Source organism: Achromobacter sp. JCM 18799, from assembly GCF_055395645.1.
Window position 1 is genome coordinate 4,145,418 of the sequence record NZ_AP043866.1, and the last position, 25,487, is coordinate 4,170,904.

Consider the following 25,487-nt stretch of genomic DNA (forward strand, 5'->3'; position numbering starts at 1 on the left):
GGTTCCTCAGGCGATGTAGCGGCGCAGTTGCGGCTTGCGTTTGATCAGGCTGCCGACGATGCCGCGCGGCAGGAACAGCATCAGCAGCACGATGATCAGGCCCAGCAGCAGCAGGTTAACCACCGGGAATTTCTGCCAGATCATGTGGTCGATGCCCAGGAGCGCCAGCGTGCCGACGACCGGCCCGAGGATGGTGCCGAAGCCGCCCGCCATCGCGTAGATGATGCTCTTGGCGGTGATCAGCACGTGGAAGGCGTACTCCGGATCCACCACGTTCGTGTACCAGGCCTCGATGCCGCCAGCCAGCGCCGGGAACAGCGCGGCCAGCAGCCAGGCCTTAAGGCGGGTGTTGGGCACGTGGATGCCGACGCAGGCGGCCGCGCCGTCATCGTCGCGGATGGCCTTGAGCGCGCGGCCCAGGCTGGACACCGACAGCCAGGTGACGGTGGCCAGGGTCGCGCCCATCACCGCCAGCATGGCGTAATAGCTATGCGTGGGATTGTTGGCGTTGGACAGGATGATGCCCATGCTGCCGCCGGTGAAGGACTGCGGCAGGTTGGAGATCACCAGCTTGACGATGGTGGCCAGCGCCAGGCTCACGATGCCGAAGTACACCCCGCGCAACCTCAGCGTGGGCGCCAGCAGCAGCGCGATCGCCACGCCCACGCCGCCCGCCGCCAGCAGCGACGGCAGGATGGGCCAGCCCAGGATCTTGTAGCAGATGCCGGTGGCGTACGAGCCCACGCCATAGAACACCACGTAGCCGAACGGCAGATAGCCGGTGAAGCCGACGCAGATGTTCATGGCGCTGGCCATGGTGATCCACAACATCAGGTAGAACGCGAACGAGATGTTCGACGTGGCCATCGGAATCAAAGCCAGGCCCGCGGCCAGGCCGGCAAAGACGATGATGGCGATGCGGGTGCGCAACCGCACTGCGCGCTGATCCTGCGCGCGATGCGAGGCGGCGCCCGCCGCCAGGACGGGACTGCTGCTCATATGTCTTCCTCCGGGCCGTTTCCGGGTTGGACGGCCGCTTTATTTGGAGGCGATTATGAACAGTTCAAACCATAACTGCAAGTTAAGGACTAACCCTTATTTTCGACCGGAAAGGCCTCGGCAAGCACCTCGCGCAGCTCGTTGATGAACTCCAGCGCGATGGCCGAGGGCTCGCGATTGCTGGCATAGACGGCCGAGATATTCAGAGGAATGCGCTCGGCCAGCGGCACGATGACCACGTCCGGCATGGTGTTCTGCATGACGGTGAATTCATCCACGATGGCGATGCCCACCCCGGCATTGACCAGGGCGCAGGCCAGCTGACTCCAGGGCACGTCGGCACACATGCGGCACGGCAGGCCCGCCTGCTCGAAGGCGCCCAGCACCAGCATGCCAAAGGGCATGCGCGTGCCCACCACGATATGCGGATGCGGCGACAGATCGGCCAGGCTTACCTCGGCACGAGCCGCCAGCGGATGCGCCTTGGGTATGGCGGCCACCATCTTTCCCACGTGCAGCGGCTGGGACGTCAGGAAGGGATGATCCGCCTGCATCACCACCAACCCCAGCTCGGCCTCGCCCTGCAATACGTCGGTGATCAGCGTGGGCAGCGCCGTCGTGTTCAACCGCAACAGCAGCTCCGGATGCCGCTGCTGGAAGCGCGCCACGGCGCGCGGCACCAGGAACTGGGCCAGGCTGGGAATGGACGCCAGCCGCAACACCCCGGTGCCGTGCTCCGCCAGCGCGTCGGCCAGGTCGTTGACGCGCTGCATCATGCGCTGTGTTTTCTCGATTTCCTCAAACAGGCTCTGCACTTGCGAGGTCGGCCTGAGCTTGCCGCGGACCCGCTCGAAGAGCGTGACACCCATGGCTTTTTCCGTATGCGCCAGCATCCGGCTGACGGCCGGCTGGGAAATATTCAGCAGCCGGGCGGCGCCGCTGATGGACCCGGCCATGACGATGGCCCACAGCATTTCGGTCTGTCGGTAATTCAATTTATTCAAGGCGTGCGCTCCATGCCTATTTGTTATACGCTATCTCGCATGTTGAGCAAACATTGCCCAACATATGGCCTGTGTCCGATGGTCCGCCACGGAACGCGGGGCCGCATACCAAAAACGATAGGAGACCTCCCATGCACGCTAGACCCTGGCTGTCCCGCTTACCGGCGCTGGCCCTTGCCGTCGCCGCCCTGACCCCTGCCCTGGGCGCCGCCCAGACCTCGGACAAGATCCGCGTCGGCATGACGGTATCGTCGACCGGCAGTTTCGCGCTCGCCTCGCAATCGGGCGTGCGCGGCGTCGAACTGTGGGTCGACGACGTCAACCGCCGCGGCGGCATCGAAGTCAAAGGCAAGAAATACCCCGTCGAGCTGGTCAAGCTGGACGACCGCAGCGACAAGCAGATGGTGACCCGCGTTTACGAACGCCTGATTGTCGATGAAAAAGTGGATCTGGTGTTCGCGCCCTTCGGCTCCACGCTGACCGCCGCGGCCGCCACGGTGACCGAGCGCCTGGGCAAGTACCTGATGGTCTGGTCCGCCGCCAGCGACGACCTGTACAAGCAGGGCTTCAAGAACATGGTGTCCGGCACGCAGATGCCGGTGTCGGCGATGCTGCGCGCCAACATGGAGCTGGCCGCCAACCAGGGCGTGAAGAAGGTCGCCATACTGTATTCGGACGAGCCGTTCCCGGCAGGCCTGGCCGAAGGCGGCAAGGAACAGGCCGCCAAGAATGGCATGCAGGTCGTGCTGTTCGAGAAGTACCCCAAGGGTCAGAAGGACTTCAGCACCATTCTGCAGAAGGCCCGCGCGGCCGGCGCCGAAGCGCTGGTGCCGACCTCGTACGAGGGCGACCTGATCAGCATGACGCGCCAGATGAAGCAGCTGGACATCAACTTCCCGTATGTCTTCATGGTGTATGCGTCGACCCCGCAATTCCAGGCCATCGGCGCGGATTCCAACTACATCTACAGCCACACCAACTACCACCCCGCGATCAACTGGAAGGTCAACGCCGGCATGACGCGCGAGCAGTTCGCCGCCGCCTATGACCAGCGCTTCCCCAAGGCCGAGTTCCCGCCCGATTTCCAGACCGCGCTGGCCTATGGCGCGGGCGCGTTGACCGAGGAGATCGTCAAGCAAGCCGGCAGCACCGACGCCGCCGCGCTGAAGAAGGCCTCGCTGGACCTGTCCGGCAAGCTCACCGTCATGGCCGGTCCCTACGCCATCGACGAAACGGGCAAGCAGCTCTTGATGCCCTTCCCCGTGGTGCAGCTGCTGCCGGGCAAGGGCATGGTCCCGGTCTGGCCCGCCGACGTGGCCACGCAAAAGCCGGTATACCCGGCCCCCGACTGGAACAAGCGCTGATCGCGCAGGCAGGAAGGCGGCGCGCGGCGACCCGCGCGCCGCGCTGACATCACCCGAGGAAAACATGTCTGACATTGCATTTGCCACGCTCGGCGAACTTGCGCAGGGCCTGGCCGACGGCCGCTACAGCTCGGTAGAGCTGGCGCGGCACTACCTGGACCGCATCGACCGCGCCAATCCGGCGCTGGGCGCCTACGTCAGCGTCGACCACGCGGGCGCGCTGCGCCTGGCCGAAGCCGCCGACGCGCGCCGCCGCGCGGGCTACGGCCTGCTCGGTCCGCTGGACGGCCTGCCCGTGGCCGTCAAGGATCTGTGCGACATCGAAGGCCAGATCACCACGGCCGGCTCGCAAGCCTGGCGCGAGCGCCGCAGCGCAACCACCGCCACGGCCGTGACCCGCCTGATCGATGCCGGCATGGTGGTGCTGGGCAAGACCCACATGGTGGAGTTCGCCTTTGGCGGCTGGGGCACCAACCCCGTCATGGGCACGCCGCGCAATCCCTGGGATCTGACGCGCGCACGCATTCCCGGCGGCTCCTCCAGCGGTTCCGGCGTGGCCGTGGCTGCGGGCCTGGCGCCGGCCGCGCTGGGCTCGGACACCGGCGGCTCGGTGCGGATTCCCGCTGCATTGAACGGCATCACCGGCCTGAAAACCACGCGTGGCCTCATCAGCCTGTACGGCGCGGTGGCGTTGTCGCACACGCTGGATTCCATCGGCCCGCTCACCCGCGACACCCGCGACTCGCTGCTGCTGACCGAAGCCATGTCCGGTCCGGACCCGCGCGACCCCGTGACGCGGGGCATACCCGCCTACCGCTACCGCGATCCACGCGCGGGCGCGAAGCCGCTGGCCGGCACCCGCATCGCCGTCATGCCGCAGGCGCAGTACCCCATCGCCATCGACGCGGCGGTGCAAGCTGCGCTGGACGACACGCGGCGCGCGCTGGCCGACCTGGGCGCGGAATGTGTGGAAGCCCCCTTCCCCTTCGATTTCCACGACATGATGTTGCGCAACGGCCTGATCATCGCCGCTGAAGCCTACGCCCAGCACCGCGACTACATCGAGGACGACAGCCTGCCGCTGGGCCGCTATGTGCGCGCCCGCGTGCTGGGCGGCAAGCACACCAGCGCCGCCGACTACGTGCTGGCGCTGCAGGCCCATGCGCGCGCCTGCGCGGCCTGGCAGGACTGGATGCGCGACTACGACGCGGTCCTCGCGCCCTGCCTGCCGTTTGCCGCCTGCCCGCTGGAAGACGTGGACGAGGCCGCGACGCCGCTGGCCGCCTTCACCCGTCCGGGCAACTACGTCAACGCCTCGGGCCTGGCCCTGCCCGCGGGCTTTTCCGCTGACGGCATGCCCATCGGCGTGCAGCTGCTGGGCAAGCCCAACGGCGAAGACGCGCTGGGCCGCATCGGCATGGTCTTCCAGGCGGCCACCGACTGGCACCTGCGGCGTCCGGACCTGTCGGCGATCCAGTTGTAAACCCCGCGCCGCAGTTCTCGCGCCAGCAAGGCCGGCCCGTCATGGCCGGCCTTTTTCATGCCCTCAGCCCAGGCTGCAGGCTGGCCGCAACAGCGCCTCCAGCCAATCCGCGAACACCTGCACCCGCCGCGACGGCTGACGCCGCTGCGGATAAAGCAAGGTCATCGGCATGGGCGCGGGCCGATGCTCCGGCATGACTTCGACCAATTCCCCCGCGGCGATCTGTGGCTGCACGTCGTAGGCAGGGATCTGGATCAGCCCCAGTCCCGCGACGCAGCTGGCGATATAGGCTTCGGCACTGTTGACCGTGACCCGCCCGCGCAACGGCGCGGTCCGGGACGCACCGCCGTCCAGCCATTCCCAGGGCGCCAGCCGGCCGGTCGACGGCGAGGCGTAGTTCACGCAAGCATGCCCCGCCGCAAGATCGTCCGGCGTGCGCGGCACGCCATGGCGCGCCAGATAGGCGGGGCTGGCGACATTGATCAGGCGCAGCATGCCTATGGGCCTGGCCACCAGGCCCGAGTCCGGCAGCACGCCGACCCGCAGCACGCAGTCCACCCCCTCTTCGATCAGGTTTACGGCACGATCCGTCACGCCCAGCGTGACGTCGATCTGCGGATAGGCTTCCAGGAAAGACGGCAACGCCGGCGCCACGATCAGGCGGCCCACGCGTCCGGGCACGTCCACGCGCAGCATGCCGCTGGGGCCCACCGAACTGTGGCGAAACAGGTTTTCGGCCTCTTCCATGTCGGCCACCAGGCGCAGGCAGCGCTCATAGAAAGCCGCGCCCTCCTGCGTGGGCGCCACTTGCCGCGTGGTGCGGTTCAGCAGCCGCGCGCCCAGCCGGCCCTCCAATTCCTGCACGGCGGCGGACACCGTGGAGCGCGGCAGGCCCAGCGTATCCGCCGCACGAGAGAAATTCGCGCACTCGACGACACGAGCGTAAACCCGGAACAGGTCTATGCGGTCCATGGGGCGGTTGGCTCCTGCGAGGGCGGGCCTCACTGTTCGTAATTTCTGGATAGAGATGCCAGAAATAGTAGTTTTATGCGGATTTTGTGGAATATATCATCGTCTGCACTAGGGCTCGCATCCGGCGGCCCGATAGCGGAGAGGACCATGGCAGACCACGGAATCAAAGGCAAAACCGTCATCATCGCGGGCGGCGCGAAAAACCTGGGCGGACTGATCGCGCGCGATCTGGCGCAGCAAGGCGCGCGCGCGGTGGCGGTGCATTACAACAGCGCGGCCACCAAGGCCGATGCGGACGCGACGGTCGCCGCCATCAAAGCGGCGGGCGCGCAGGCCATTGCCTTGCAGGCCGACCTGAGCTCGGCCGGCGCGATGGAAAAGTTGTTCGCCGACGCGGTGGCCGCGGTGGGCCGGCCGGACATTGCGATCAATACCGTCGGCAAAGTGCTGAAGAAGCCCTTCACCGAAATCACGGAAGCGGAATACGACGAGATGGCCGCGGTGAACTCGAAGTCCGCCTTCTTCTTCCTGAAGGAAGCCGGCCGCCACGTCAATGACAACGGCAAGATCTGCACGCTGGTCACATCGCTGCTGGGCGCATTCACGCCCTTCTACGCGGCCTACGCCGGCACCAAGGCGCCGGTGGAGCACTACACCCGCGCCGCCTCCAAGGAGTTCGGCGCGCGCGGCATTTCGGTGACGGCGGTAGGCCCCGGCCCCATGGACACGCCGTTCTTCTATCCGGCGGAAGGCGCCGACGCGGTGGCGTACCATAAGACCGCAGCCGCCTTGTCGCCATTCTCGAAAACCGGGCTTACCGACATCGAGGACGTCGTCCCCTTCATCCGCTTCCTGGTGTCGGACGGCTGGTGGATCACCGGCCAGACGGTGTTGATCAACGGCGGCTACACCACCAAATAGGAGGGACGCCATGCACGTACTGTTGACCATCGTCGGAGGCCTGCTGCTGCTGGCCGTGTTCGCGCTGTTCGGCAAGCAATGGGGCGGCGACGCCGCCGGCTCGATCGCCGCGGCCAAACTGTTCCTGCCCGCGTGGCTGCTGATGGCTATCGTCAACATGTGGGTCGGCGTCACGCGCGCCGGCTATACGGTGCGCGAGGAACTGCCCATCCTGCTGCTGGTGTTCGCGGTGCCCGCCGCGGCGGCCTGGCTGGTCATCGCCTTCCTGCCGCGCGCGTGAAACGCTGGCGTTGACCGCGCCGGCGCTCCATCACGCATCCGCGCGGCCCGACCTCAGGGCTGCGCGGGAGCCGCTGCCGCAGGCGTCGCCTGATTGTCCGCGCGCGCTTGCGCTCCCGCGGCAGGCAGCCCTTCCCAACCACCGCCCAGGGCCACGATCAGATTGACGCTGGCCGCGAAGCGGTTGCCCAGCAGGCTCAGCGCATTGCGTTCGCTGTTGAGCGCGGTGGCGTCCACCACCGCCACGCTCAGGTAATCGACCAGACCCGCCTTATATTGATTCTGGGTCAGGCGCAGCGATTCGCGCGCCGCTTCGAGCGCACGGCGCTGCACCACCTGCTCGTTCTCCATGACGCGCAACTGGATCAGATAGTCCTCGACCTCGCGCAGTCCGGTCAACGCCGTCTGGCGGTAGGCGGCCGCTTGCGCGTCATAGGACGCACGCGCCTGCTCCACCTGCGCCTCGCGCGCGCCGCCATCGAATATCGTCAGCGCCAGCGCCGGTCCCAGCGACCAGAACCGCGCCGGCGCCGTCAGCAGCTCCGCGAACTGGCCGTTGCGGAAACCGCCATCGGCCGACAGCGTCAGGCTGGGGAACCACGCGGCCTGCGCCACGCCGATCTGCGCATTGGCGGCGGCTGCGCGGCGCTCGGCCGCCGCCACGTCGGGCCGGCGTTCCAGCAGTTCGGACGGCAGGCCCACCGGGATCTGCGGCAGTTGCAGCGCGAACACCGTGGGCGGCAGGCTGAATTGTGACGGCGCCTGGCCCATCAGCACGGCGATGGCGTGTTCGAGCTGGCCACGCTGCCAATCGAGGTCGATGGACTGCGCGCGCGTGCTTTCCACCTGCGTGCGCGCCACGGCCACGTCGGCCTGCCCCGCCACGCCCACGGCGTAGCGGTTCTGCGTCAGTTGCAGGGATTTCTCATAAGCCGCCACCGTAGCGTCCAGCAGGCGCTTCTGTTCGTCCAGCACCCGCAATTGCAGATAGGCCTGCACCAGCGCGGCCTGCGCGCTCAGGCGCGTGGCGCCCAGGTCGGCCAGGCTGGCCGCGGCGCTGGCTTCCGAGGATTCCACGCTGCGCCGCACCCGCCCCCACAGATCCACTTCCCAACTGACGTTGCCGGTCAGCGAGTACTGGTTCGAGACGTTGCTGCCGGACGACGACGTCGAGCCGTTCTGCCCGCCGCCGCTGCCCGAGCGCGTCATGCCCGCGCCCGCGCCTACCGTGGGGAAGAAGCCGGCGCGCGCGCCGCGCACCAGGCCCAGCGCCTGCCGGTAGTTGGCTTCGGCCTGGGCCACGGTCTGGTTGGACGCGTTCAGGCGTTCCACCAGGCCGTTCAAGGTCGCGTCGTCATAGACCTGCCACCATGCGCCGCGCTCGGCCTGGTCCAGCGGCCGGGCGGGCTTCCAGCCGTCGACCTGGTCCTGGCCTTCCTTGTAGGCCGTGCCCACGTCCAGCGCCGGGCGCTGGTAATCGGGGCCGACCGCGCAAGCGCCCAGCAGCGCGCACAGCGCGGCCACGGCGATGCTGCGGGGAAGGAACAGGTTGGGAACAGACTTGGCGTTGCGCATCATGTGGGTTCTATGGGAGCGGAGGACCCGTTCCTGGAAGCGCGCTTGCGCGCGGCCCAGAGACGGAAGCGGTCCAGGTAAAGATAGACCACGGGCGTGGTGTACAGCGTGAGGATCTGGCTCAGGACCAGGCCGCCGACGATGGTAATGCCCAACGGCTGGCGCATCTCGACCCCGGCGCCGGTGGCCAGCACCAGGGGCAGCGCGCCGAAAATGGCGGCCATGGTCGTCATCATGATGGGGCGAAAGCGCGTCAGGCACGCCTGGAAAATCGCATCGCGCGGGCTCATCCCCTGAGTGCGCTCGGCTTCCAGGGCGAAGTCCACCATCATGATGGCGTTCTTCTTGACGATGCCGATCAGCAGGAACACCCCGATCAGCGCGATCAGCGTGAAGTCATAGCGCACCAGCAGCAGCGCCAGCAGCGCGCCCAGACCGGCGGACGGCAAGGTCGACAGAATGGTCAGCGGATGCACGAAGCTCTCGTACAGGATGCCCAGCACGATATACATGGTGACCAGCGCCGCGAGGATCAGCCAGGGCTGCTGCGCCAAGGTCTGCTGCAAGGCTGCGGCGGTGCCCTGGAAGCCCGCCTGGATCTGGTCTGACGGCAGCCCGATGCGCGCCACCGCCGCGTCGATGGCGCTGGTCGCCTGGCCCAATGACACGCCGGGCGCCAGGCTGAACGAGATAGTGTCGGCCACGAACAGCCCCTGGTGCTGCACGCTGAGCGGCGCGTTGGCGTTTTCCAGGCGGGTGAAAGCCGACAGCGGCACGCGCGCGCCGGCCGCGGTGATGACCTCTACCTGCCTGAGCGATTCGATGTCCTGCGCGAACTTCGGGTCCACGCCCAGCACCACGTGGTACTGGTTCAACGGTCCGTACATCACCGACACCTGGCGCTGGCTGAAGGAGTTGTTCAGCACCGTGGAAATGGTGGACATGCTTACGCCCAGGCGGGTCGCGGCCTCGCGGTCAATCACCAGGTTGATCTGGCGGCCCTTGTCCTCGACGTCGGTGTCCACGTCGGTGATCTCGGGAACCTGCGCCATGGCCTGCTGCACCTTGGGCATCCAGGTGCGCAGCAATTGCAGATCGCCCGACATCAGCGTGTAGTCGTAGGAACCCTGGCTGGCGCGCCCGCCGATGCGGATGTCCTGCTGCGACACCAGGAACATGCGCGCGCCCGGCATGTTCTGCAGCTTGCCGCGCAGCCGGTTGATGACCACGTCCGCCGAGACCTTTCGCTCTTCCAGGGGCTTTAACTGGATCTGCATGAAGCTGCTGTTGCTGCCGCCGCGTCCGCCCGCGTAACCCGTCATGCTCTGCACCGCCGGATCGGCCAGCACCACCTTGCGCAGCGCCTCCAGCTTGGGCAGCGTGGCCTGGAACGAGGTGCCCTGGTCGACCCGGAAAAAGCCCAGCAGTTGGCCCGTGTCCTGCTGCGGGAAGAAGCCCTTGGGCACCGCGGTGTACAGATAGACGTTCAGGCCCACGGCAACCGCCAGGATCAGCATCATCAGGCGGCTGTGCGTCAGCGCCCAGCGCAGGCTGCGGCGGTAGCCGTCCAGCATGGACTCAAAGCCGCGCTCCGACCAGCGCGCCAGCCGGCCCGGCGGCTTCTCGTCGGGAGCTTCCTGTCGCAACAGGCGCGCGCACATCATCGGCGTCAAGGTCAGCGACACCACCAGCGACACCATGATGGCGGCCGACAGCGTCACCGCGAACTCGCGGAACAGCCTGCCGACCACGCCGCCCATCAGCAGGATGGGGATGAACACCGCCACCAGCGACAGGCTCATCGACAGCACCGTGAAGCCCACTTCGCGCGAACCGCGCAGCGCCGCGCGCATGGGCGACATGCCCCGCTCCACATGGCGCATGATGTTCTCCAGCACCACGATCGCGTCGTCCACCACGAAGCCGGTCGCCACGATCAGCGCCATCAGCGAAATGGTATTCAACGTGAAGCCGCAGAGGTACATGATGCAAAAGGTGCCGATCAGCGACACCGGCACCGCCACGCTGGGAATGATGGCCGCGCGCCAGCGCCGCAGGAACAGCAACACCACCAGCACCACCAGGCCCACGGCAATGATCAGCGTCAGCTCGGCCTCGTGCAGCGAGGCCCGGATGCTGGGGGTGCGGTCCTGCGCCACCGTCATGTTGACGTCCGCCGGCATCAACGCCTGCAGGATGGGCAGCTGGGCGCGCACCGCATCCACGGTTTCGATGATGTTGGCGTCCGCCTGGCGCCGCACGATCATCAGGATGGCCTTGCGCTCGTTGAAGAAACCGGTCTGGTACAGATCTTCGACCGAGTCTTCCACGCGGGCCACGTCGGAGACGCGCACCGGCGCGCCGTCCTTCCAGGCGACGATCAGCGGCCGGTATTGCTCGGCGCGGCTGAGCTGGTCGCTGACCATGATCTGCCAGTGATAGCGATCGTTCTGCAACACGCCCTTGGGGCGGTTGGCGTTGGCATTGGCCAGCGTGGCGCGCAGCTGGTCCAGCGACACGCCGCGGTTGGCCAGCGCACCCGGCAGCACGGTAACGCGCACCGCCGGCAGCGAACTGCCGCCCACCGTCACCTCGCCCACGCCGTCCACCTGCGACAGCTTCTGCGCCACGATGGTCGAGGCGATGTCGTAAAGCTGGCCCTGGCTGAGCGTGTCGGACGTCAGCGCCAGGGTCATGATGGGCGCCGCGGAGGGATTGGCCTTGTGGTACGTGGGATTGCTGCGCAGGCTGGTCGGCAAGAGCGAGCGCGCCGCGTTGATGGCGGCCTGCACGTCGCGAGCCGCGCCGTTGATGTCGCGCGACAGATCGAACTGCAGCGTGATGCGGGTCGAGCCCTGCGAGCTGCTGGACGTCATCTCGGTCACGCCGGCGATGCTGCCCAGCGAACGCTCCAGCGGCGTGGCCACGCTGGACGCCATGGTTTCCGGACTGGCGCCCGGCAGGCTGGCCGACACCGAAATGGTGGGAATGTCCACTTGCGGCAACGGCGCCACGGGCAAAAGGAAGAACGACAGCAAGCCTGCCAGCACGACCGCCAGGCTCAGCAGCGTGGTCGCTACCGGCCGGGCGATGAAGGGTGCCGACAGGATCATGACGCGTCCCCCGCCTGCGCCTGATCCACGCCGCGCCAGCGGCGCGACATGCGGTCGAACATCAGGTAGATGACCGGCGTGGTGAACAGCGTCAACACCTGCGACAGCAGCAGCCCGCCCACCATCACCAGGCCCAGCGGCTGGCGCAGCTCGGCGCCCGTGCCGGTAGACAGCATCAGCGGCAGCGCCCCGAACAGGGCGGCCAGCGTGGTCATCAGGATGGGCCGGAAGCGCAGCAGCGCCGCCTCATGTATGGCCGCGCGCGGGCTCAGGCCGCGCTTGCGCTCCGCGTCCAGCGCGAAGTCGATCATCATGATGGCGTTCTTCTTGACGATGCCGATCAAGAGGATGATGCCGATGATGCCGATCATGTCCAGCTCGGTGCCGCTGATCAGCAAGGCCAGCAGCGCCCCCACGCCGGCCGAAGGCAGCGTCGACAGGATGGTGATGGGGTGGATATAGCTTTCGTACAGCACGCCCAGCACGATGTACATCGTCACGATGGCGGCCAGGATCAGCCACAAGGTGCTGGACAGCGAATTCTGGAACGCCAGCGCCGCGCCCTGGAAGCGCGTCTCGACGCCCGTGGGCAAACCGATGTCGGCCTCGGCCGCGATGATGTCCTCCACCGCGCCGGACAAGGAAGCCCCCGGCGCCAGGTTGAAGGACACGGTCACCATGGGGAACTGGTCCAGCCGGTTGACGGCCAGTATCGTCTTGCCTTCGCTGATGTGCGCCACCGACGACAGCGGCACCTGCGCGCCGGTCGAGGTAGGTACGTGGATCTGGCCCAGCGAGGCAGGCGTCACCTGGAATTGCGGCTCGACCTCCAGCACCACGCGGTACTGGTTGGATTGCGTGAAAATGGTGGAAATGAGCCGCTGGCCGAAGGCGTTGTAGAGCGCCTCATCGATCACCGCCGCCGTGATGCCCAGCCGCGACGCGGCGTCGCGGTCGATCTCGACCCAGGTCTGCAGGCCGTCGTCCTGCAGGTCGTCGGTCACATCCTTCAGCCCGGGCACCTGGCGCAGGCGGTTCACCAGCTTGGGCGTCCATTCGCTCAGCACCTTCAGGTCGGGATTGGACAGCGTCATCTGGTACTGCGTGCGGCTTACGCGGTCCTCGATGGTCAGGTCCTGCACCGGCTGCATGTAGACGGTCAGGCCGTCCTGCTTGGCCAGGGCCTGCTCCAGGCGCCCCATCACCGTGCGCAGGTCGCCGTTGCGCTCGGCTTGCGGCTTGAGCGCGATCTGCATGCGCCCGGCGCTGAGCGTGGCGTTGCTGCCGTCCACGCCGATGAAGGACGATACGGCCTGCACGTCGGGATCTTCCAGCACCAGGCGCGCGGCCGTGCGCTGGCGCTCGACCATGGCCGGGAAGGAAATCGACTGCGGCGCCTGCGTGATGGCCTGGATCAGGCCGGTGTCCTGCTGCGGGAAGAAGCCCTTGGGAATCACCAGATACAGCAGCACCGTCAGCGCGAAGGTCGCCAGCGCCACCAGCAGCGTCAGCGGCTGATGCCGCAGCACGACCTGCAACCAGCGGTCGTAGCCGGCAATGACGCGGTCGATGAAGGCGCCGGTGACCTGATGGAAGCGGCCGTGCTTCTGCTCCGACTCGGCGCGCAACAGGCGCGCGCACATCATGGGCGTCAGGGTCAGCGACACCACCAGCGATATCAGGATGGACACGGCCAGCGTGATGGCGAACTCGCGGAACAGCCGCCCCACCACTTCGGTCATGAACAACAGCGGAATCAGCACCGCGATCAGCGAGAAGGTCAGCGAGATCAGCGTGAAGCCGATCTGCGAGGCGCCCTTGAGCGCGGCCTGCAGCGGCGTTTCGCCTTCCTCGATGTGGCGGGCGATGTTCTCGATCATGACGATGGCGTCGTCCACCACGAAGCCGGTGGCGATGGTCAGCGCCATCAGGGTCAGGTTGTTGATGGAGAAACCGGCCAGGTACATGATGCCGAAGGTGCCCACCAGCGACAGCGGCACGACCACGCTGGGGATCAGCGTGGCGGTCAGGCTGCGCAGGAACACGAAGGTCACCATGACCACCAGGGCCACGGCCAGCATCATCTCGAACTGCACGTCGGCCACCGAGTCGCGGATGGTCTGGGTGCGGTCGGACACCACGCTCACGTCCAGGGTCGCCGGCAAGGCGGCGCGCAGCTGGGGCAGCAGCGCCTGGATCCGGTTGACCACGTCGATCACGTTGGCGCCCGGCTGGCGCTGGATATTGAGCAGGATGGCGGGCTTGTCGCCGGCCCAGGCCGCCTGGCGCGTGTCCTCGGCGCCTTCGACGGCGCGCGCCACGTCGGACAAGCGCAGCGGCGCATTGTTCTTGTACGCGATGATCAGGTCGTTGTAGTCGGTGGGCGTCTTGAGCTGATCATTGGCGTTGATGGTGGTGGAGCGCTGCGGCCCGTCCAGATTGCCCTTGGGCTGATTGACGTTGGCGCCGACGATGGCCGTGCGCAAGTCCGACATCGACAGGCCGTTGGCCGCCAGCGCCTGCGGATTGACCTGCACCCGCACCGCCGGCCGCTGGCCGCCCGCCACGCTGACCAGGCCCACGCCCGGGATCTGCGACAGCTTCTGCGCCACCCGTGTATCCACCAGATCGCGCACTTGCGGCAGGGGCATGGTGGGGGAAGTGATCGCCAGCGTCAGCACTGCGGCGTCCGCCGGATTCACCTTGTTATAGGTCGGCGGCACCGGCAGGTCGCTGGGCAGCAGGTTCGAGGCGGCGTTGATCGCCGCCTGCACCTGCTGCTCGGCCACGTCCAGCGGCAGGGTCAGGTTGAACTGCAGGGTGATGACCGAGGCGCCGCCCGAGCTGGTGGACGACATCTGGTTCAGGCCCGGCATCTGTCCGAACTGCCGTTCCAATGGCGAGGTGACCAGCGAGGTCATCACGTCGGGGCTGGCGCCGGGGTACAGCGTCACCACCTGGATCGTCGGATAGTCCACTTCCGGCAGGGCCGAAACGGGCAGCAGCCGGTAGGCGATGAAACCGGCGATCAGGATGGCCACCATCGACAGCGTGGTGGCCACCGGACGCAGAATGAACAGGCGCGACGGACTCACGGCAATTCCTGGCTTACTTCGACGGCGGCGTGGTGCCGGCCGGGGCGCCGGCGCCCAGGTTCTTGTTGGGGGAGCCCGGGACGGTCTCGGCGCCGCCGACCACTTCCACCTTGGCGCCCGCGCGCAGGCGGTCGGTGCCTTCGACCACCACCCGGTCGCCGGGCTGCAGGCCTTCGTTGACGGCGACCATGCCGTTGTTGACCGCGCCCAGCTTCACCTGGCGCACCTGCACGGTATCGTCCGCCTGCACCAGGAACACGAAGGCGCCGGCCGAGCCCTGCTGGATGGCGGCGGTGGGGATCGCGGTCACGTCCTTGCGCGTCAGCACGTGCAGGCGCACGTTGACGAACTGGTTGGGGAAGAGCGCGTCGTCGGCATTCTCGAAGCGCGCCTTCATCTTCAGCGTGCCGGTAGTCACGTCGATCTGGTTGTCCAGCGTTTCCAGCTGGCCGGTGGCGATGCGTCGGGTGTCGGCGCGGTCATAGGCGTCGACGGTCAGCGTCTTGCCCGCCGCGATCTCGGCGCGCACTTCGGGCAACTGGGTCTCGGGCAGCGTGAACACCACGGAAATCGGCTGGGTCTGGGTAATCACCACCAGGCCGTTGGCATCAGAACTGGACACCAGATTGCCGCGGTCCACCTGGCGCAAACCCAGGCGGCCACTGATCGGCGCGGTGATGCGCGCGTAATCCAGCTGCAGGCGGGCGTTGTCCACATTGGCCTGGTCGCTCTTGACCGTGCCTTCGTACTGGCGCACCAGCGCGGCCTGCGTGTCGACCTGCTGCTTGGCAATCGAGTCCTGCTTGAACAGCGCCTGGTAGCGTTGCAGGTCTCGCCGCGCGTTCTCCAGCTGGGCCTGGTTCTGCATCTGCGTGCCGCGCGCCTGGTCCAGCGCCACCTGGAAGGCCCGCGGGTCCACCTGCGCCAGCAGATCGCCGGCCTTCACTTGCTGGCCTTCCTGGAAAGCCACTTCCACCAGCTCGCCGCTGACCCGGCTGCGCACGGTGACGGTGTTGTAGGCGGTGACCGTGCCCAGCGACTTCAGGTAGATGTCGATGTCCTGCTTGGCGGCGGTGGCGATGCGCACCGGCACCGCGGGGGTCATCATGGCGCCCGCTGGCGGCCGGCCGCCGGGCCGCCCCCCCGGGCCGCCTGCGGCGCCCGGCTTGGCCGCGGGCCGCAGCGCCAGCCAGGCTATGCCCGCCACAACGAGCAATACCAGCGCCAGCCCAAGCAGGCGGCGGCGGGTCCAACGGGTGGGCGGAGATACGGGACGGCTATCAGGCATGGAACAGTTCCGGCACAGGCGGAGAAAGCCGTATTGTCTACTAGACCGTCCCGGTTTCCAGTCTCGCCACCCCTAGTTGAAACTGGCCGCAACAGGAATCTGGCACGGAGGCAGGCGGGGACGAAAGCCAGGTGAAACAGGGGGACGGGTCGTGGAAATCATGGCGATGGACCGGGTCACCACGGCGGAACCGTGGGAAAACGGTGGCCGCGGCCCCGGGGCTGCCCTGCCGACAAATCGGGAATAGATACGGCACCGCAGGATGGGTTGCGCGCGTTCGGCATCCGCGTTCTAGCTTAAGAACGCTCGCGCTTCACCCGTCCTACGAACTGCACAGTGTCATCTGGAAGGGCACGTCGCGGGCGACTTGCTGGGGCTTGAATTCGCCGTCCTGGGTGGAAAAACGTATCCAGATCATGTACTTATTGGCGCTGATCTCGGGGAATACGCCCTGGGCGGGGTCCAGCCAGACCCGCAGCAGCTGGAACTGCTTGCCGCCCAGCATCTGCTGGTAGGCGCCCTGCTCGCCCACGATGTCCGACTTGCGGCCGGATTCGCGCAACAGGCGCAGGGCCAGGGTCAGGCCGTCATACAAAGGGATGAAGGGTGCCACCCAGGCCTGCAGGTCGGCGCAGCGGGCAGCTTCGGATTTGTTCTGCCAGGCGAAGTACGACGGCATGTCGACCTGGGTGGCGCTGCCCGGCACGGAAAGGCGCCCGCGCAGGCTGGTCAGCCATTCGTTTTCGCGCAGGGACTGCCCGGTCTTGCCGGGCGCGGCCAGCGCCGTGGTCACCTTTTCCATTTCGCGCAGCATGGCTTCGAGCGCATCCTGCGCCACACCCGGATGATCGCGCAACCCGACCAGCGCCATGCGCTGGCGTTCCAGGTCTTGCAGGACCGCGCCTTTCACATCGGTGCGCTCGCAGGCATCGAGCAGGTCGAACAGGGAGGTGACGGCAACCTGGTGCAGGCGCGAGTCCCCCTCGCGGGCAAAGAAAAACAACCTGTCGAACAGGTATTCCAGCCGCAGATAAGCGCGGATGCGCTCATTGAAGGGGTATTCGTAAACGATCACGCTTCTTTACAGGCCCATCTGTGTTTGGCCGGCGGGGCCAATGTTATTCAGGGGTGCCGGCCTTGCCGGTCCGTCGTGCTCGCCAGCGCCAGCCAGCGGTCATGCAGGGTCTTCGCCTGCGCGCGCAGTTGTTCCGGCGTAGTGCCTGCGTCATTGACGATGACGTCGTCGGCGACTTCCAGACGGCTTGCCCGCGCAGCCTGTGCCGCCATGATACGCCGTATGGCTGGCTCCGTCAGCCCGCTGCGCTGCCGCACCCGCGCCACCTGCGTTTCCGGGTCGCAGTCCACCACGCAGATGCGGTCCAGGCGCGCGCGCCAACGCGGCAACGACTCCACCAGCAGCGGCACCACGAAAACCAGATAGGCGCCGGTCGCAGCCGCAGCCTGACGCTCGGTCTCCTGCCCGATGGCGGGATGCAGCACGGCCTCCAGCCGCAAGCGCACCTGCGGATCCGAGAACGCCTGGTCCCGCATCCACGCGCGGTCCAGCGCCCCGTCCGGCGTCAATGCGCGCGGGCCGAACTCGCGTTCTATGGCAGGCATGGCTGCACCGCCCGCGGCGGTCAGCTCGCGCGCGATCTCGTCGGTATCGACCAGCGTGGCGCCCCACTCTGCGAGCATGTCCGCCACCCGGGTCTTGCCCGACCCGATGCCGCCCGTCAGACCTATCTTCAACATACCGCCCATCCCATGGAGGACATGAACCGCCCTATTGCAAAAACTGCCCCAAGCCGTGCTCGCCGCCCAGCAACAGCGTCACGACGCCCGCCAGCGCCAGATAGGGACCAAAGGGCAACGGCTGCCCGCGGCTGGCGCGGCCGCTCAAGGTCAGCGCGCCGCCGATCAGCACGCCCAGCAACGATGCGCTCAGCAGCAGCGTCGGCAGGGCTTCCACGCCGAACCATGCGCCCAGCGCGGCGAGCAGCTTGAAGTCACCATAGCCCATGCCCTCGCGCCCCGTCAGCAGGCGAAACACATGAAAGATAACCCACAGAAAGACGTAGCCCGCCACCGCCCCCACCACCGCCATCTGCAGGCTGGCATAGGCATCGAACAGATTGACCAGCAGCCCGGCCCAGAGCAGCGGCTGGGTCAACGCGTCGGGCAGCAGCGTGGACTCGAAATCGATCCAGGCCAGCGCCACCAGCATGGCCGACAAGCCCATGGCGGACAGCGCCAGCGGCGTGGCGCCGAAACGCCAGGCGCATGCGGCGAACAGCGCGCAGGTCAGCAGTTCGATGGCCGGGTAGCGCCAGCCTATGGCCGCGCCGCAAGCGCCGCAGCGGCCCCGCAGCAGCAGCCAACCCAGGAGCGGCAGCCGCCGCCAGCCGGTCACGGCGGTGTCGCAGTTGGGACAGTGCGAGGCCGGCGACCACAAGCCATAGCGGCCCGCCGCCGGCGGCTTGCCCGAGGCTTCCTGGCAGTGCGCCTGCCATTCCTGCTCCATCATGCGCGGCAGCCGGTGGGTCAGCACCGTCAGCCAGTTGCCCACGAACAAACCCGCCAGCGCCGCCAGGCCAATGAAGGCGCCCAAAGGCAGATCAAAGACATGCCGCATCGCCGTCATCCGACCGCGCGGCACCGGGCCGCAGCGGCGCCGCGCCAGGAGCTGGCGACAGTGCGCGGGGCAAGCTGGCGGCGGCCGTGTCGTAAATAGTGCATAAAGTGTTGAGGATGCCCAAGTGCGGCTAAGGGGAACGTATCGAATCTTCGCATAAGTGCGTAAAATCGGAGACAGACTCACCACACGGATAAGCTGCCATGACCGCGCGCGTAGAAATCGGTACCCGCTCCCGCAAACTCAGCGTCATGGGGTTGCTGCTCGCAGGCACCGTGCTGGGCGCAGCCGGCTGTGCCCAACAGAAAACCGAAGGCTATTACGACCCGCCCGCCGAAAGCACCGTGACCGACGCCCAGTACCAGGGGTCGGGCGCGGGATACCGCAGCATCATCCGCGCCCCGTCGCAAGTGCAGATCGCCCTCAAGCCGGACGCTCCCCGCAAGAATCAGAATCAAGCCGCACAGGCTGCAGGCGGCCAGACCACGGAAGACGGCCAGGCCGTTCCGGCGGAAACCGAACACACGGCAACGACGGCATCGGCCGCGAGCGCTCCCGTGGCCGCAAACCCGGCCGCGCCCAGCGCAGCCGTGCATAGCCTGGTGCCGCAACCGCAAACCTACATGGGCACCCTGCCTTGCTTCTCGCCCGCCATGCAGTGCACCGCGCAGCGCGTGACGCTGACGCTGGCGCCCAATGGCCGTTGGCGCGGCCGCGTGGCCTACCTGGAAAACGATCCCAAGAAAGGCCCGCCGGTCACCGAGCAAGGCTGCTGGGACGCCACCGAAGAACGCCCGCCGCGCGTCATCCTGATGGACAGCCAGGGCAACGGCCGCGCGGAATTCGTGGTTGCAGCCAACAACGTGCTGCGCGTGCGTTCCATCGATGGCCAGACGCCCAACCTGAACTACAACCTGACCCGCCAGCCGGATCTGGACCCGATCGACGAACTGGCCAAGGCGGCAGCGCCCAAGTGCCCTTGAAGACCGGCGGAGGCTGAATACGCCGCCACGCAGCCTCTACCCCCAGGCCCGACGGACATCTCGTTCGCCGGGCCTGGTGCTTTTGGGCTACCCGGCATCGGGATCCGGATCTACGCCGGAATCGGCACGCAGTGACGCGGGACTCGCCAGACATCGGTGATACTCCGGCCCTGGCGGCTCATGCAGCGTGTAGCTCGGACTGTCGATGAGCTTCCGAGGCATCGGAATCAGTGCATGCGCGCGGTCCGGTCCGGCCGCGCCAGGCACGGGCGAGGCGCCGGAACGTCCGTGTTCGCAAAGCCGGCAGGCCAGTTGCATGGCATTGCGGACTTGCAGCTTGGTGAAGATGCGGGAACGATGGGCTTCTACGGTGCGCAACGAAATGCCCAGGTCTATGGCGATGACCTTGTTGGGACGGCCGGCGGCCACGTAGGTGACGATTTGCCGTTCGCGCGGCGTGAGAGAGGAAAGAACGGCTTCCAGGTCGGGACGGGGAGCTTGCATGGGGCGGCTCGCTTGCAATGTAGGATTGCGCCGAGTCTGATCCGCCGCCCGTCACGACGTAAGCTGGTAATTCTTTCAGGGGTGGACATGAACGCCACCCCTGGGGCCTTGCCGCGTCAGGCCGTGTAGGCCAGCTCCAGATTGTCGATCAGGCGGGTCGTGCCCAGCTTGGCCGCCGCCAGCGCCACCAACGGTTCGCCGGCCTGCAGGTCGGCGGCGTCGGGACGCTTGAGATCGCGCTGGCGGCGCAGGGCCACGTAGTCCACCTGCCAGCCGCGCCGGGTCAGGGTCTCGACGGCTTCGCGCTCCAGCGCGGCGGCATCGCGTTCGCCCTGGGCCAGGCGCTCGTTGGCGTGCCGCAGCGCGGCATACAACGCGGGCGCCTCGGCGCGATCGGCGTCGCTGAGGTAACGGTTGCGGGAGGACAAGGCCAGGCCGTCGTCGGCGCGCACGGTCTCGTGGGCCAGCACTTCGACGGGCAGCTGGAACTGGCGGCACATATTGCGCACCACCATCAGCTGCTGGTAATCCTTCTTGCCAAACACCGCCACCCGCGGCTGCACGCAGGAAAACAGCTTCAGCACCACGGTGCTGACGCCTTCGAAGAAGCCCGGGCGGAATTCGCCTTCCAGGATGTCGCCCAGATCGTCGGGAGGCTGGACGCGGAAGTTCTGCGGCTCGGGATACATCTCGCGCTCGTTCGGCGCGAACAGCACGTACACGTCGCGCTCGCGCTCGAGCTTCTCGATGTCGGCGGCGAGCGTGCGGGGATATTGGTCGAAGTCTTCGTTGGGGCCGAACTGCAGGCGGTTCACGAAGATGCTGGCCACCACCGGGTCGCCATGCTGGCGCGCCAGCTTCATCAGGGACAGGTGGCCTTCGTGCAGATTGCCCATGGTGGGCACGAACGACACGCGATTCTGGCCGCGCAGGTGATCGCGCAATTCCTGGATGGTGTGTACGACTTTCAAGGAGTTTCTCCGGGGTTGGGGGCAGCCCGGTCAGGATCAGGCCGCGACCGCCGCCACGCTGGTGTAGGCCAGGCGCACATAGATGGGAGCATAGGGCTCGGCCTGCGTAATTTCCAGCAAAGACTCGCGCGCCAGTTCCAGCATGGCGATGAAATGCACGACGACCACCGCCGCGGGCGCGCCTTCGCGCACGCGTTCCATGAACAGGTCGCCGAATTCCATGAAACGCACGTCGTTCAGGCGCCGCAGGATGTGCGTCATGTGATCGCGCACGGACAGCTGTTCGCGCGTGATGTGATGGTGCTGGTTCAGCTTGGCCCGCTTCATGATGTCGGCCCAGGCCGCGCGCAGGTCGTCCACGCTGACCTCGGGCAGCATGCGCTCCACGCTCAGGTCCGCCACCGCCTGGCTGCTGACGAAGTCGCGGCCCAACTGCGGCATCGCGTCCAGCTTCTGGGCGGCCAGCTTCATCTGCTCGTATTCGAGCAGGCGGCGCACGAGTTCGGCGCGCGGATCTTCCGGCTCTTCGCCGGTGTCGGTCTTCTTGACCGGCAGCAGCATGCGCGACTTGATCTCGATGAGCATCGCCGCCATCAGCAGGTACTCGGCGGCCAGCTCCAGATTGTGGATGCGGATCTGCTCCACATACGACAGATACTGCCGCGTGACATCCGCCATGGGGATGTCCAGCACGTTGAAGTTCTGTTTGCGGATCAGGTAGAGCAGCAGGTCCAGCGGCCCTTCAAACGCTTCCAGGAACACTTCCAGCGCATCCGGCGGGATGTACAGGTCCGTGGGCATCTGGAACAGCGGCTCGCCATACAGGCGCGCGAACGCCACGCTGTCGATCGTGTCAGGGGTGCTGTCGACGGGCGGTTCCACTAGCGCGGCCAGGGCGTCGCCCGGGACGGAAGCGTTTTGGGCCATGATTGCCGCAATGGGCTCAGTCGGCCTGGTAGACGTACGGCTTTTGCGGCACACGGGCCGCGCGGAAGCCTTCCAGCAGCTCCGAGTCCTGCGGTTTGTCCCAAAGGCGGGCGCGGCCCTCGCGCTGGCGCTCTTCGGTGCCAGGATGCGATTTCTTGTAGTCCTTCAGGAAAAGGGTGATCTCGGATTCGTAGTTGGTCGCCATGGCACCAATTTCAATGGGTTTCGGATGTAGGGAGTTTACTTCACGGCGGCCCACCCCCCGGCGTTACAATCTCGCGGCACCCATCGCCCCCGCCCGCCATGTCCGCAGAAACCGCAGCAGCAGCCCGTCCCGCTCCTCTTTCCAATGAGCAAGCCGCGCGCGCGGCGCGCATGATTCCCTTCATCGTAGGCTGTGCGCTGTTCATGCAGATGCTGGACGCCACCGTGGTGGCCACCGCCCTGCCAGCCATGGCCCACGCCCTGGGGTCGACCCCGGTGCGGCTGAACGTGGCCATCACCTCCTACCTGCTGTCGGTGGCGGTATTCGTGCCCGTCAGCGGCTGGGCGGCCGACCGCTACGGCGCGCGGCGGGTGTTCGTGGCGGCGATCGGCCTGTTCACGCTCAGCTCGGTGGCCTGTGCGCTGTCCCAGGATCTGCCGCAACTGGTCCTGGCCCGCATCGTCCAGGGGATGGCGGGCGCAATGATGGTGCCAGTGGGACGCATCATCCTGCTGCGCACCGTGCCCAAGCAGGACTTGCTGAAGGCCATGTCCTTCCTTTCCATTCCGGCCCTGCTGGGCCCCGTGATCGGACCGCCGCTGGGCGGCTTCATGGTCACCTATATGTCCTGGCACTGGATCTTCCTGATCAATATCCCTATCGGCGTCCTGGGAATTTTCCTGGTGCTGCGCTACGTCGCGGAGATCCGCGAGGAAGCCGCCCCGCGCCTGGACTGGCCGGGCTTCCTGCTCAGCTCAATCTGCCTGGCGGCCCTGGTCAGCGGTTTCGAGGCCATCGGCCGCGACGTCATGCCGCTGTCCATGCTGCTGGGGCTGATCGCGGTGGGCACGGTCTGCGGCCTGCTCTACGGCTGGCACGCCAAGCGCACCGAGCACCCGATCATCGACCTCTCGCTGATGCGGATCCCCACCTTCGCCATCTCCACGCTGGGCGGCAATCTGTGCCGCTTCGCCGTGGGCGCCACCCCCTTCCTGCTGGCCATGCTGCTGCAGGTGGGCTTTGGCCTGACGCCGTTCGCGGCCGGCCTGATCACTTTCGCCAGCGCCGCGGGCGCACTGCTGATGAAGTTCGTGGCCACCCCGATCGTGAAGCACTTCGGCTTTCGTCGGGTCCTGACCGTGAACGCCGTGCTGGCGGGTGCGTTCATCGTGGTCTGCGGCGCCTTCACGCCCGCCACGCCGGTGTGGCTGATGATCGCGGTCCTGCTGGTCGGAGGCTTTTTCCGTTCGCTACAGTTCACCGGGGTAAATACGCTAACCTATGCCGACATCCCCCCGTCCAAGATGAGCCGCGCCAGCAGTTTCGCCGCGATGGCGCAGCAACTGGGCATCAGCCTGGGCGTGGGCGTGGCCGCGGTGACGCTGAACATCAGCATGTCCTTGCGCGGCGCGGAAACGCTGGCGATCCGCGATGTCGTCGCGGGCTTCATCGTCGTCGGCTTGCTGTGCATGGCTTCGACCTTCTCCTTTAGACGCCTCGACCCTCTGGCCGGGGCACACCTGAACGGCGCTAAACAAAGTGACGACGAATGAATTTGTCCTAGCCCTGGACCAGGGCACGACCAGCTCCCGCGCAATCGTGTTCGACCGTGAGGGCGTGGTGCGCGGCGTGGGCCAGCGCGAATTCCGCCAGCACTACCCGCGGCCGGGCTGGGTCGAGCACGACGCCAGCGAGATCTGGCACAGCCAGCTGGACGTGGCGCGCGAAGCCCTGCGCAATGCCGCCGCGACCGCCGCCGACATCGCCGCCATCGGCATCACCAATCAGCGCGAAACCACCCTGATCTGGGAACGCGCCACCGGCCGCCCGCTGGCGCGCGCCATCGTCTGGCAGGACCGCCGCACGGCGCCGCTATGCGACCAGCTGCGCCAGGACGGCCACGCCGCTTTCCTGCAATCGCGCACCGGCCTGGTGCTGGACGCCTATTTCTCCGGCACCAAGCTCGCCTGGCTGCTGGACCACGTGCCGGGCGCGCGCCAGATGGCCGACCGCGGCGAACTGGCCTTCGGCACGGTGGACACCTGGCTGATCTGGCAACTGACCGGCGGCGCGGTGCACAGCACCGACCCGAGCAACGCCTCGCGCACCATGCTGTTCGACCTGCACACGCAGGACTGGAACGACGAGATCCTGGCGCTGCTGAAGATCCCGCGCAGCGTGCTGCCCAACATTGCGCCCAGCAGCGCAGTGGTGGGCGACGCCCTGCCAGAGTGGCTGGGCGGCTCCATCCCGATCGCCGGCAACGCCGGCGACCAGCAGGCGGCCACCTTCGGCCAGGCCTGCTTTACGCCCGGCATGGCCAAGAACACCTACGGCACCGGCTGCTTCATGCTGATGAACGTAGGCGAAAAACCGGTGCAATCCCACAACAATCTGCTGTCCACGGTGGGCTGGGGCCTGCCGCAAGCCGGCAACAGCGGCTGGCGTCCGACCTACATGCTGGAAGGCGGCGTGTTCGTGGCCGGCGCCGCGGTGCAATGGCTGCGCGATGGCCTGGGCATCATCCAGCGTTCGGAAGAAATCGAATCCCTGGCCGCCAGCGTGGCCGACACCGACGACGTCTTCATGGTCCCGGCCTTCGCCGGCCTGGGCGCGCCGCACTGGGATCCCTATGCGCGCGGCACGCTGGTGGGCCTGACCCGCGGCACCACCCGCGCCCACATCGCCCGCGCCACGCTGGAATCCATCGCGCTGCAAAGCGCCGAACTGCTGACCTGCATGAACGGCGACAGCGGCATCGCGCTGACCGAGCTGCGCGTGGACGGCGGCGCCGCCCGCAACGACCTGCTGATGCAGATGCAGGCAGATTTGCTGGGCGTCCCGGTGGTCCGTCCGCGCGTGTCGGAATCGACGGCGCTGGGGGCTGCGGGGTTGGCAGGGCTGGCGGTCGGGTTCTGGTCGGGGCTGGATGAATTCGCGTCGAAGTGGCAGGCGGAGCGGACGTTCGAACCGACCTGGCCGGAGTCTGTACGGGCGGCGCGGATGAAGCGGTGGCGGCAGGCGGTGGAGTTGTCGAAGGGGTGGGCGGATAGCGCTGGGAAGTAGGCGGGCTTTGTAGCTTTCTGGTTTTGAGTGCGCCCGAGGTTTCTCGTTGGCAGGGTTTCGGGGTGCCGGTCCTGTGCTTCGTCGGCCGCTCTGCTTCGTAGGC

21 protein-coding genes are annotated in these 25,487 nt (G+C 67.2%); 7 read left to right on the forward strand and 14 right to left on the reverse strand.

Annotated features, from left to right (window positions below; translation table 11 throughout):
• Positions 1-6: 6 nt before the first annotated feature.
• Both ACZ5YA_RS19520 and ACZ5YA_RS19525 read right to left on the reverse strand, forming a co-directional pair.
• Positions 7-999 (reverse strand): branched-chain amino acid ABC transporter permease, encoded by a 993-nt coding sequence (locus ACZ5YA_RS19520; RefSeq protein ID WP_059373998.1) that lies wholly within the window; start codon positions 997-999, stop codon positions 7-9.
• An 89-nt stretch (positions 1,000-1,088) separates the two neighbouring features.
• The gene (locus ACZ5YA_RS19525) at positions 1,089-1,973 is read right to left on the reverse strand and encodes a LysR family transcriptional regulator (RefSeq protein ID WP_118931443.1); all 885 of its coding nucleotides are present in this window, start codon (positions 1,971-1,973) and stop codon (positions 1,089-1,091) included.
• A 161-nt stretch (positions 1,974-2,134) separates the two neighbouring features.
• On the opposite strand from ACZ5YA_RS19525, the gene ACZ5YA_RS19530 reads away from it, so the two are divergent.
• Together ACZ5YA_RS19530 and ACZ5YA_RS19535 are read left to right on the forward strand one after the other, a co-directional pair.
• On the forward strand, positions 2,135-3,367 hold the full coding sequence (locus ACZ5YA_RS19530; RefSeq protein ID WP_088138198.1) for an amino acid ABC transporter substrate-binding protein: 1,233 nt from the start codon (positions 2,135-2,137) through the stop codon (positions 3,365-3,367).
• Between the two features lie 64 nt (positions 3,368-3,431).
• Positions 3,432-4,850 carry an amidase gene (locus ACZ5YA_RS19535; RefSeq protein WP_464091111.1) on the forward strand — a complete coding sequence of 473 codons (1,419 nt, stop codon included), beginning with the start codon at positions 3,432-3,434 and terminating at the stop codon, positions 4,848-4,850.
• 63 nt (positions 4,851-4,913) lie between these two features.
• Here the strand turns inward: ACZ5YA_RS19535 and ACZ5YA_RS19540 are convergent, their stop codons facing one another.
• A complete protein-coding gene (locus tag ACZ5YA_RS19540) occupies positions 4,914-5,822 on the reverse strand; it encodes a LysR family transcriptional regulator (protein ID WP_464091112.1) in 909 nt (302 codons plus the stop codon).
• Between the two features lie 147 nt (positions 5,823-5,969).
• Here ACZ5YA_RS19540 and ACZ5YA_RS19545 point away from each other — a divergent pair, with 147 nt between their 5' ends.
• Both ACZ5YA_RS19545 and ACZ5YA_RS19550 read left to right on the forward strand, forming a co-directional pair.
• Positions 5,970-6,743 (forward strand): SDR family oxidoreductase, encoded by a 774-nt coding sequence (locus ACZ5YA_RS19545; RefSeq protein WP_419341433.1) that lies wholly within the window; start codon positions 5,970-5,972, stop codon positions 6,741-6,743.
• 10 nt (positions 6,744-6,753) lie between these two features.
• Positions 6,754-7,023 (forward strand): hypothetical protein, encoded by a 270-nt coding sequence (locus ACZ5YA_RS19550; protein WP_088138194.1) that lies wholly within the window; start codon positions 6,754-6,756, stop codon positions 7,021-7,023.
• Positions 7,024-7,076: 53 nt separating this feature from the next.
• Here the strand turns inward: ACZ5YA_RS19550 and ACZ5YA_RS19555 are convergent, their stop codons facing one another.
• The 7 genes from ACZ5YA_RS19555 to ACZ5YA_RS19585 form a co-directional block, all read right to left on the reverse strand.
• Positions 7,077-8,600, reverse strand: coding sequence for an efflux transporter outer membrane subunit (locus ACZ5YA_RS19555; protein WP_059374005.1), 1,524 nt, complete (start codon positions 8,598-8,600; stop codon positions 7,077-7,079).
• Complete coding sequence (locus ACZ5YA_RS19560; RefSeq protein ID WP_059374006.1) at positions 8,597-11,710, reverse strand: multidrug efflux RND transporter permease subunit; 3,114 nt, start codon at positions 11,708-11,710, stop codon at positions 8,597-8,599. The genes ACZ5YA_RS19555 and ACZ5YA_RS19560 overlap by 4 nt, the downstream gene beginning before the upstream one ends.
• Positions 11,707-14,805: an MdtB/MuxB family multidrug efflux RND transporter permease subunit gene (locus tag ACZ5YA_RS19565; RefSeq protein WP_464091113.1), complete on the reverse strand. Its 3,099-nt coding sequence runs from the start codon at positions 14,803-14,805 to the stop codon at positions 11,707-11,709. The genes ACZ5YA_RS19560 and ACZ5YA_RS19565 overlap by 4 nt, the downstream gene beginning before the upstream one ends.
• 13 nt (positions 14,806-14,818) lie before the next feature.
• Positions 14,819-16,093 carry an MdtA/MuxA family multidrug efflux RND transporter periplasmic adaptor subunit gene (locus ACZ5YA_RS19570; protein ID WP_187774077.1) on the reverse strand — a complete coding sequence of 425 codons (1,275 nt, stop codon included), beginning with the start codon at positions 16,091-16,093 and terminating at the stop codon, positions 14,819-14,821.
• Between the two features lie 322 nt (positions 16,094-16,415).
• Positions 16,416-17,168, reverse strand: coding sequence for a cell division protein ZapD (gene zapD, locus ACZ5YA_RS19575; RefSeq protein ID WP_059374009.1), 753 nt, complete (start codon positions 17,166-17,168; stop codon positions 16,416-16,418).
• 47 nt (positions 17,169-17,215) lie between these two features.
• Positions 17,216-17,848, reverse strand: coding sequence for a dephospho-CoA kinase (gene coaE / locus ACZ5YA_RS19580; protein WP_419341436.1), 633 nt, complete (start codon positions 17,846-17,848; stop codon positions 17,216-17,218).
• A 31-nt stretch (positions 17,849-17,879) separates the two neighbouring features.
• Complete coding sequence (locus tag ACZ5YA_RS19585) at positions 17,880-18,728, reverse strand: prepilin peptidase (RefSeq protein ID WP_464091114.1); 849 nt, start codon at positions 18,726-18,728, stop codon at positions 17,880-17,882.
• Positions 18,729-18,931: 203 nt separating this feature from the next.
• Here ACZ5YA_RS19585 and ACZ5YA_RS19590 point away from each other — a divergent pair, with 203 nt between their 5' ends.
• Positions 18,932-19,711: a copper resistance protein NlpE N-terminal domain-containing protein gene (locus ACZ5YA_RS19590; RefSeq protein ID WP_059374011.1), complete on the forward strand. Its 780-nt coding sequence runs from the start codon at positions 18,932-18,934 to the stop codon at positions 19,709-19,711.
• A gap of 87 nt (positions 19,712-19,798) precedes the next feature.
• On the opposite strand, the gene ACZ5YA_RS19595 is transcribed toward ACZ5YA_RS19590, so the two are convergent.
• The 4 genes from ACZ5YA_RS19595 to ACZ5YA_RS19610 form a co-directional block, all read right to left on the reverse strand.
• The gene (locus ACZ5YA_RS19595; protein WP_118935154.1) at positions 19,799-20,215 is read right to left on the reverse strand and encodes a response regulator transcription factor; all 417 of its coding nucleotides are present in this window, start codon (positions 20,213-20,215) and stop codon (positions 19,799-19,801) included.
• A 116-nt stretch (positions 20,216-20,331) separates the two neighbouring features.
• Positions 20,332-21,186 (reverse strand): pantoate--beta-alanine ligase, encoded by an 855-nt coding sequence (gene panC, locus ACZ5YA_RS19600; protein ID WP_118935156.1) that lies wholly within the window; start codon positions 21,184-21,186, stop codon positions 20,332-20,334.
• Between the two features lie 36 nt (positions 21,187-21,222).
• A complete protein-coding gene (locus ACZ5YA_RS19605) occupies positions 21,223-22,113 on the reverse strand; it encodes a segregation and condensation protein A (protein ID WP_059374014.1) in 891 nt (296 codons plus the stop codon).
• Between the two features lie 16 nt (positions 22,114-22,129).
• Positions 22,130-22,318, reverse strand: a complete 189-nt coding sequence (locus tag ACZ5YA_RS19610; protein WP_042796240.1) for a DUF3460 family protein — start codon at positions 22,316-22,318, stop codon at positions 22,130-22,132.
• A 98-nt stretch (positions 22,319-22,416) separates the two neighbouring features.
• Between ACZ5YA_RS19610 and ACZ5YA_RS19615 the strand changes: the two genes are divergently transcribed.
• Together ACZ5YA_RS19615 and glpK are read left to right on the forward strand one after the other, a co-directional pair.
• The gene (locus ACZ5YA_RS19615; RefSeq protein ID WP_118935159.1) at positions 22,417-23,871 is read left to right on the forward strand and encodes a DHA2 family efflux MFS transporter permease subunit; all 1,455 of its coding nucleotides are present in this window, start codon (positions 22,417-22,419) and stop codon (positions 23,869-23,871) included.
• Positions 23,858-25,384, forward strand: a complete 1,527-nt coding sequence (glpK, locus tag ACZ5YA_RS19620; protein ID WP_059374016.1) for a glycerol kinase GlpK — start codon at positions 23,858-23,860, stop codon at positions 25,382-25,384. Before ACZ5YA_RS19615 ends, glpK begins: the two co-directional genes overlap by 14 nt.
• Positions 25,385-25,487: the final 103 nt, after the last annotated feature.

Excerpts from the sequence above, each read along its gene's own strand:
- ACZ5YA_RS19520 (WP_059373998.1), bottom strand. The coding sequence starts at position 999 with ATGAGCAGCAGTCCCGTCCTGGCGGCGGGCGCCGCCTCGCATCGCGCG.
- ACZ5YA_RS19525 (WP_118931443.1), bottom strand. The coding sequence starts at position 1,973 with ATGCTGTGGGCCATCGTCATGGCCGGGTCCATCAGCGGCGCCGCCCGG.
- ACZ5YA_RS19530 (WP_088138198.1), top strand. The coding sequence starts at position 2,135 with ATGCACGCTAGACCCTGGCTGTCCCGCTTACCGGCGCTGGCCCTTGCC.
- ACZ5YA_RS19535 (WP_464091111.1), top strand. The coding sequence starts at position 3,432 with ATGTCTGACATTGCATTTGCCACGCTCGGCGAACTTGCGCAGGGCCTG.
- ACZ5YA_RS19540 (WP_464091112.1), bottom strand. The coding sequence starts at position 5,822 with ATGGACCGCATAGACCTGTTCCGGGTTTACGCTCGTGTCGTCGAGTGC.
- ACZ5YA_RS19545 (WP_419341433.1), top strand. The coding sequence starts at position 5,970 with ATGGCAGACCACGGAATCAAAGGCAAAACCGTCATCATCGCGGGCGGC.
- ACZ5YA_RS19550 (WP_088138194.1), top strand. The coding sequence starts at position 6,754 with ATGCACGTACTGTTGACCATCGTCGGAGGCCTGCTGCTGCTGGCCGTG.
- ACZ5YA_RS19555 (WP_059374005.1), bottom strand. The coding sequence starts at position 8,600 with ATGATGCGCAACGCCAAGTCTGTTCCCAACCTGTTCCTTCCCCGCAGC.
- ACZ5YA_RS19560 (WP_059374006.1), bottom strand. The coding sequence starts at position 11,710 with ATGATCCTGTCGGCACCCTTCATCGCCCGGCCGGTAGCGACCACGCTG.
- ACZ5YA_RS19570 (WP_187774077.1), bottom strand. The coding sequence starts at position 16,093 with ATGCCTGATAGCCGTCCCGTATCTCCGCCCACCCGTTGGACCCGCCGC.
- coaE (WP_419341436.1), bottom strand. The coding sequence starts at position 17,848 with ATGTTGAAGATAGGTCTGACGGGCGGCATCGGGTCGGGCAAGACCCGG.
- ACZ5YA_RS19585 (WP_464091114.1), bottom strand. The coding sequence starts at position 18,728 with ATGCGGCATGTCTTTGATCTGCCTTTGGGCGCCTTCATTGGCCTGGCG.
- ACZ5YA_RS19590 (WP_059374011.1), top strand. The coding sequence starts at position 18,932 with ATGACCGCGCGCGTAGAAATCGGTACCCGCTCCCGCAAACTCAGCGTC.
- ACZ5YA_RS19595 (WP_118935154.1), bottom strand. The coding sequence starts at position 20,215 with ATGCAAGCTCCCCGTCCCGACCTGGAAGCCGTTCTTTCCTCTCTCACG.
- ACZ5YA_RS19605 (WP_059374014.1), bottom strand. The coding sequence starts at position 22,113 with ATGGCCCAAAACGCTTCCGTCCCGGGCGACGCCCTGGCCGCGCTAGTG.
- ACZ5YA_RS19610 (WP_042796240.1), bottom strand. The coding sequence starts at position 22,318 with ATGGCGACCAACTACGAATCCGAGATCACCCTTTTCCTGAAGGACTAC.
- ACZ5YA_RS19615 (WP_118935159.1), top strand. The coding sequence starts at position 22,417 with ATGTCCGCAGAAACCGCAGCAGCAGCCCGTCCCGCTCCTCTTTCCAAT.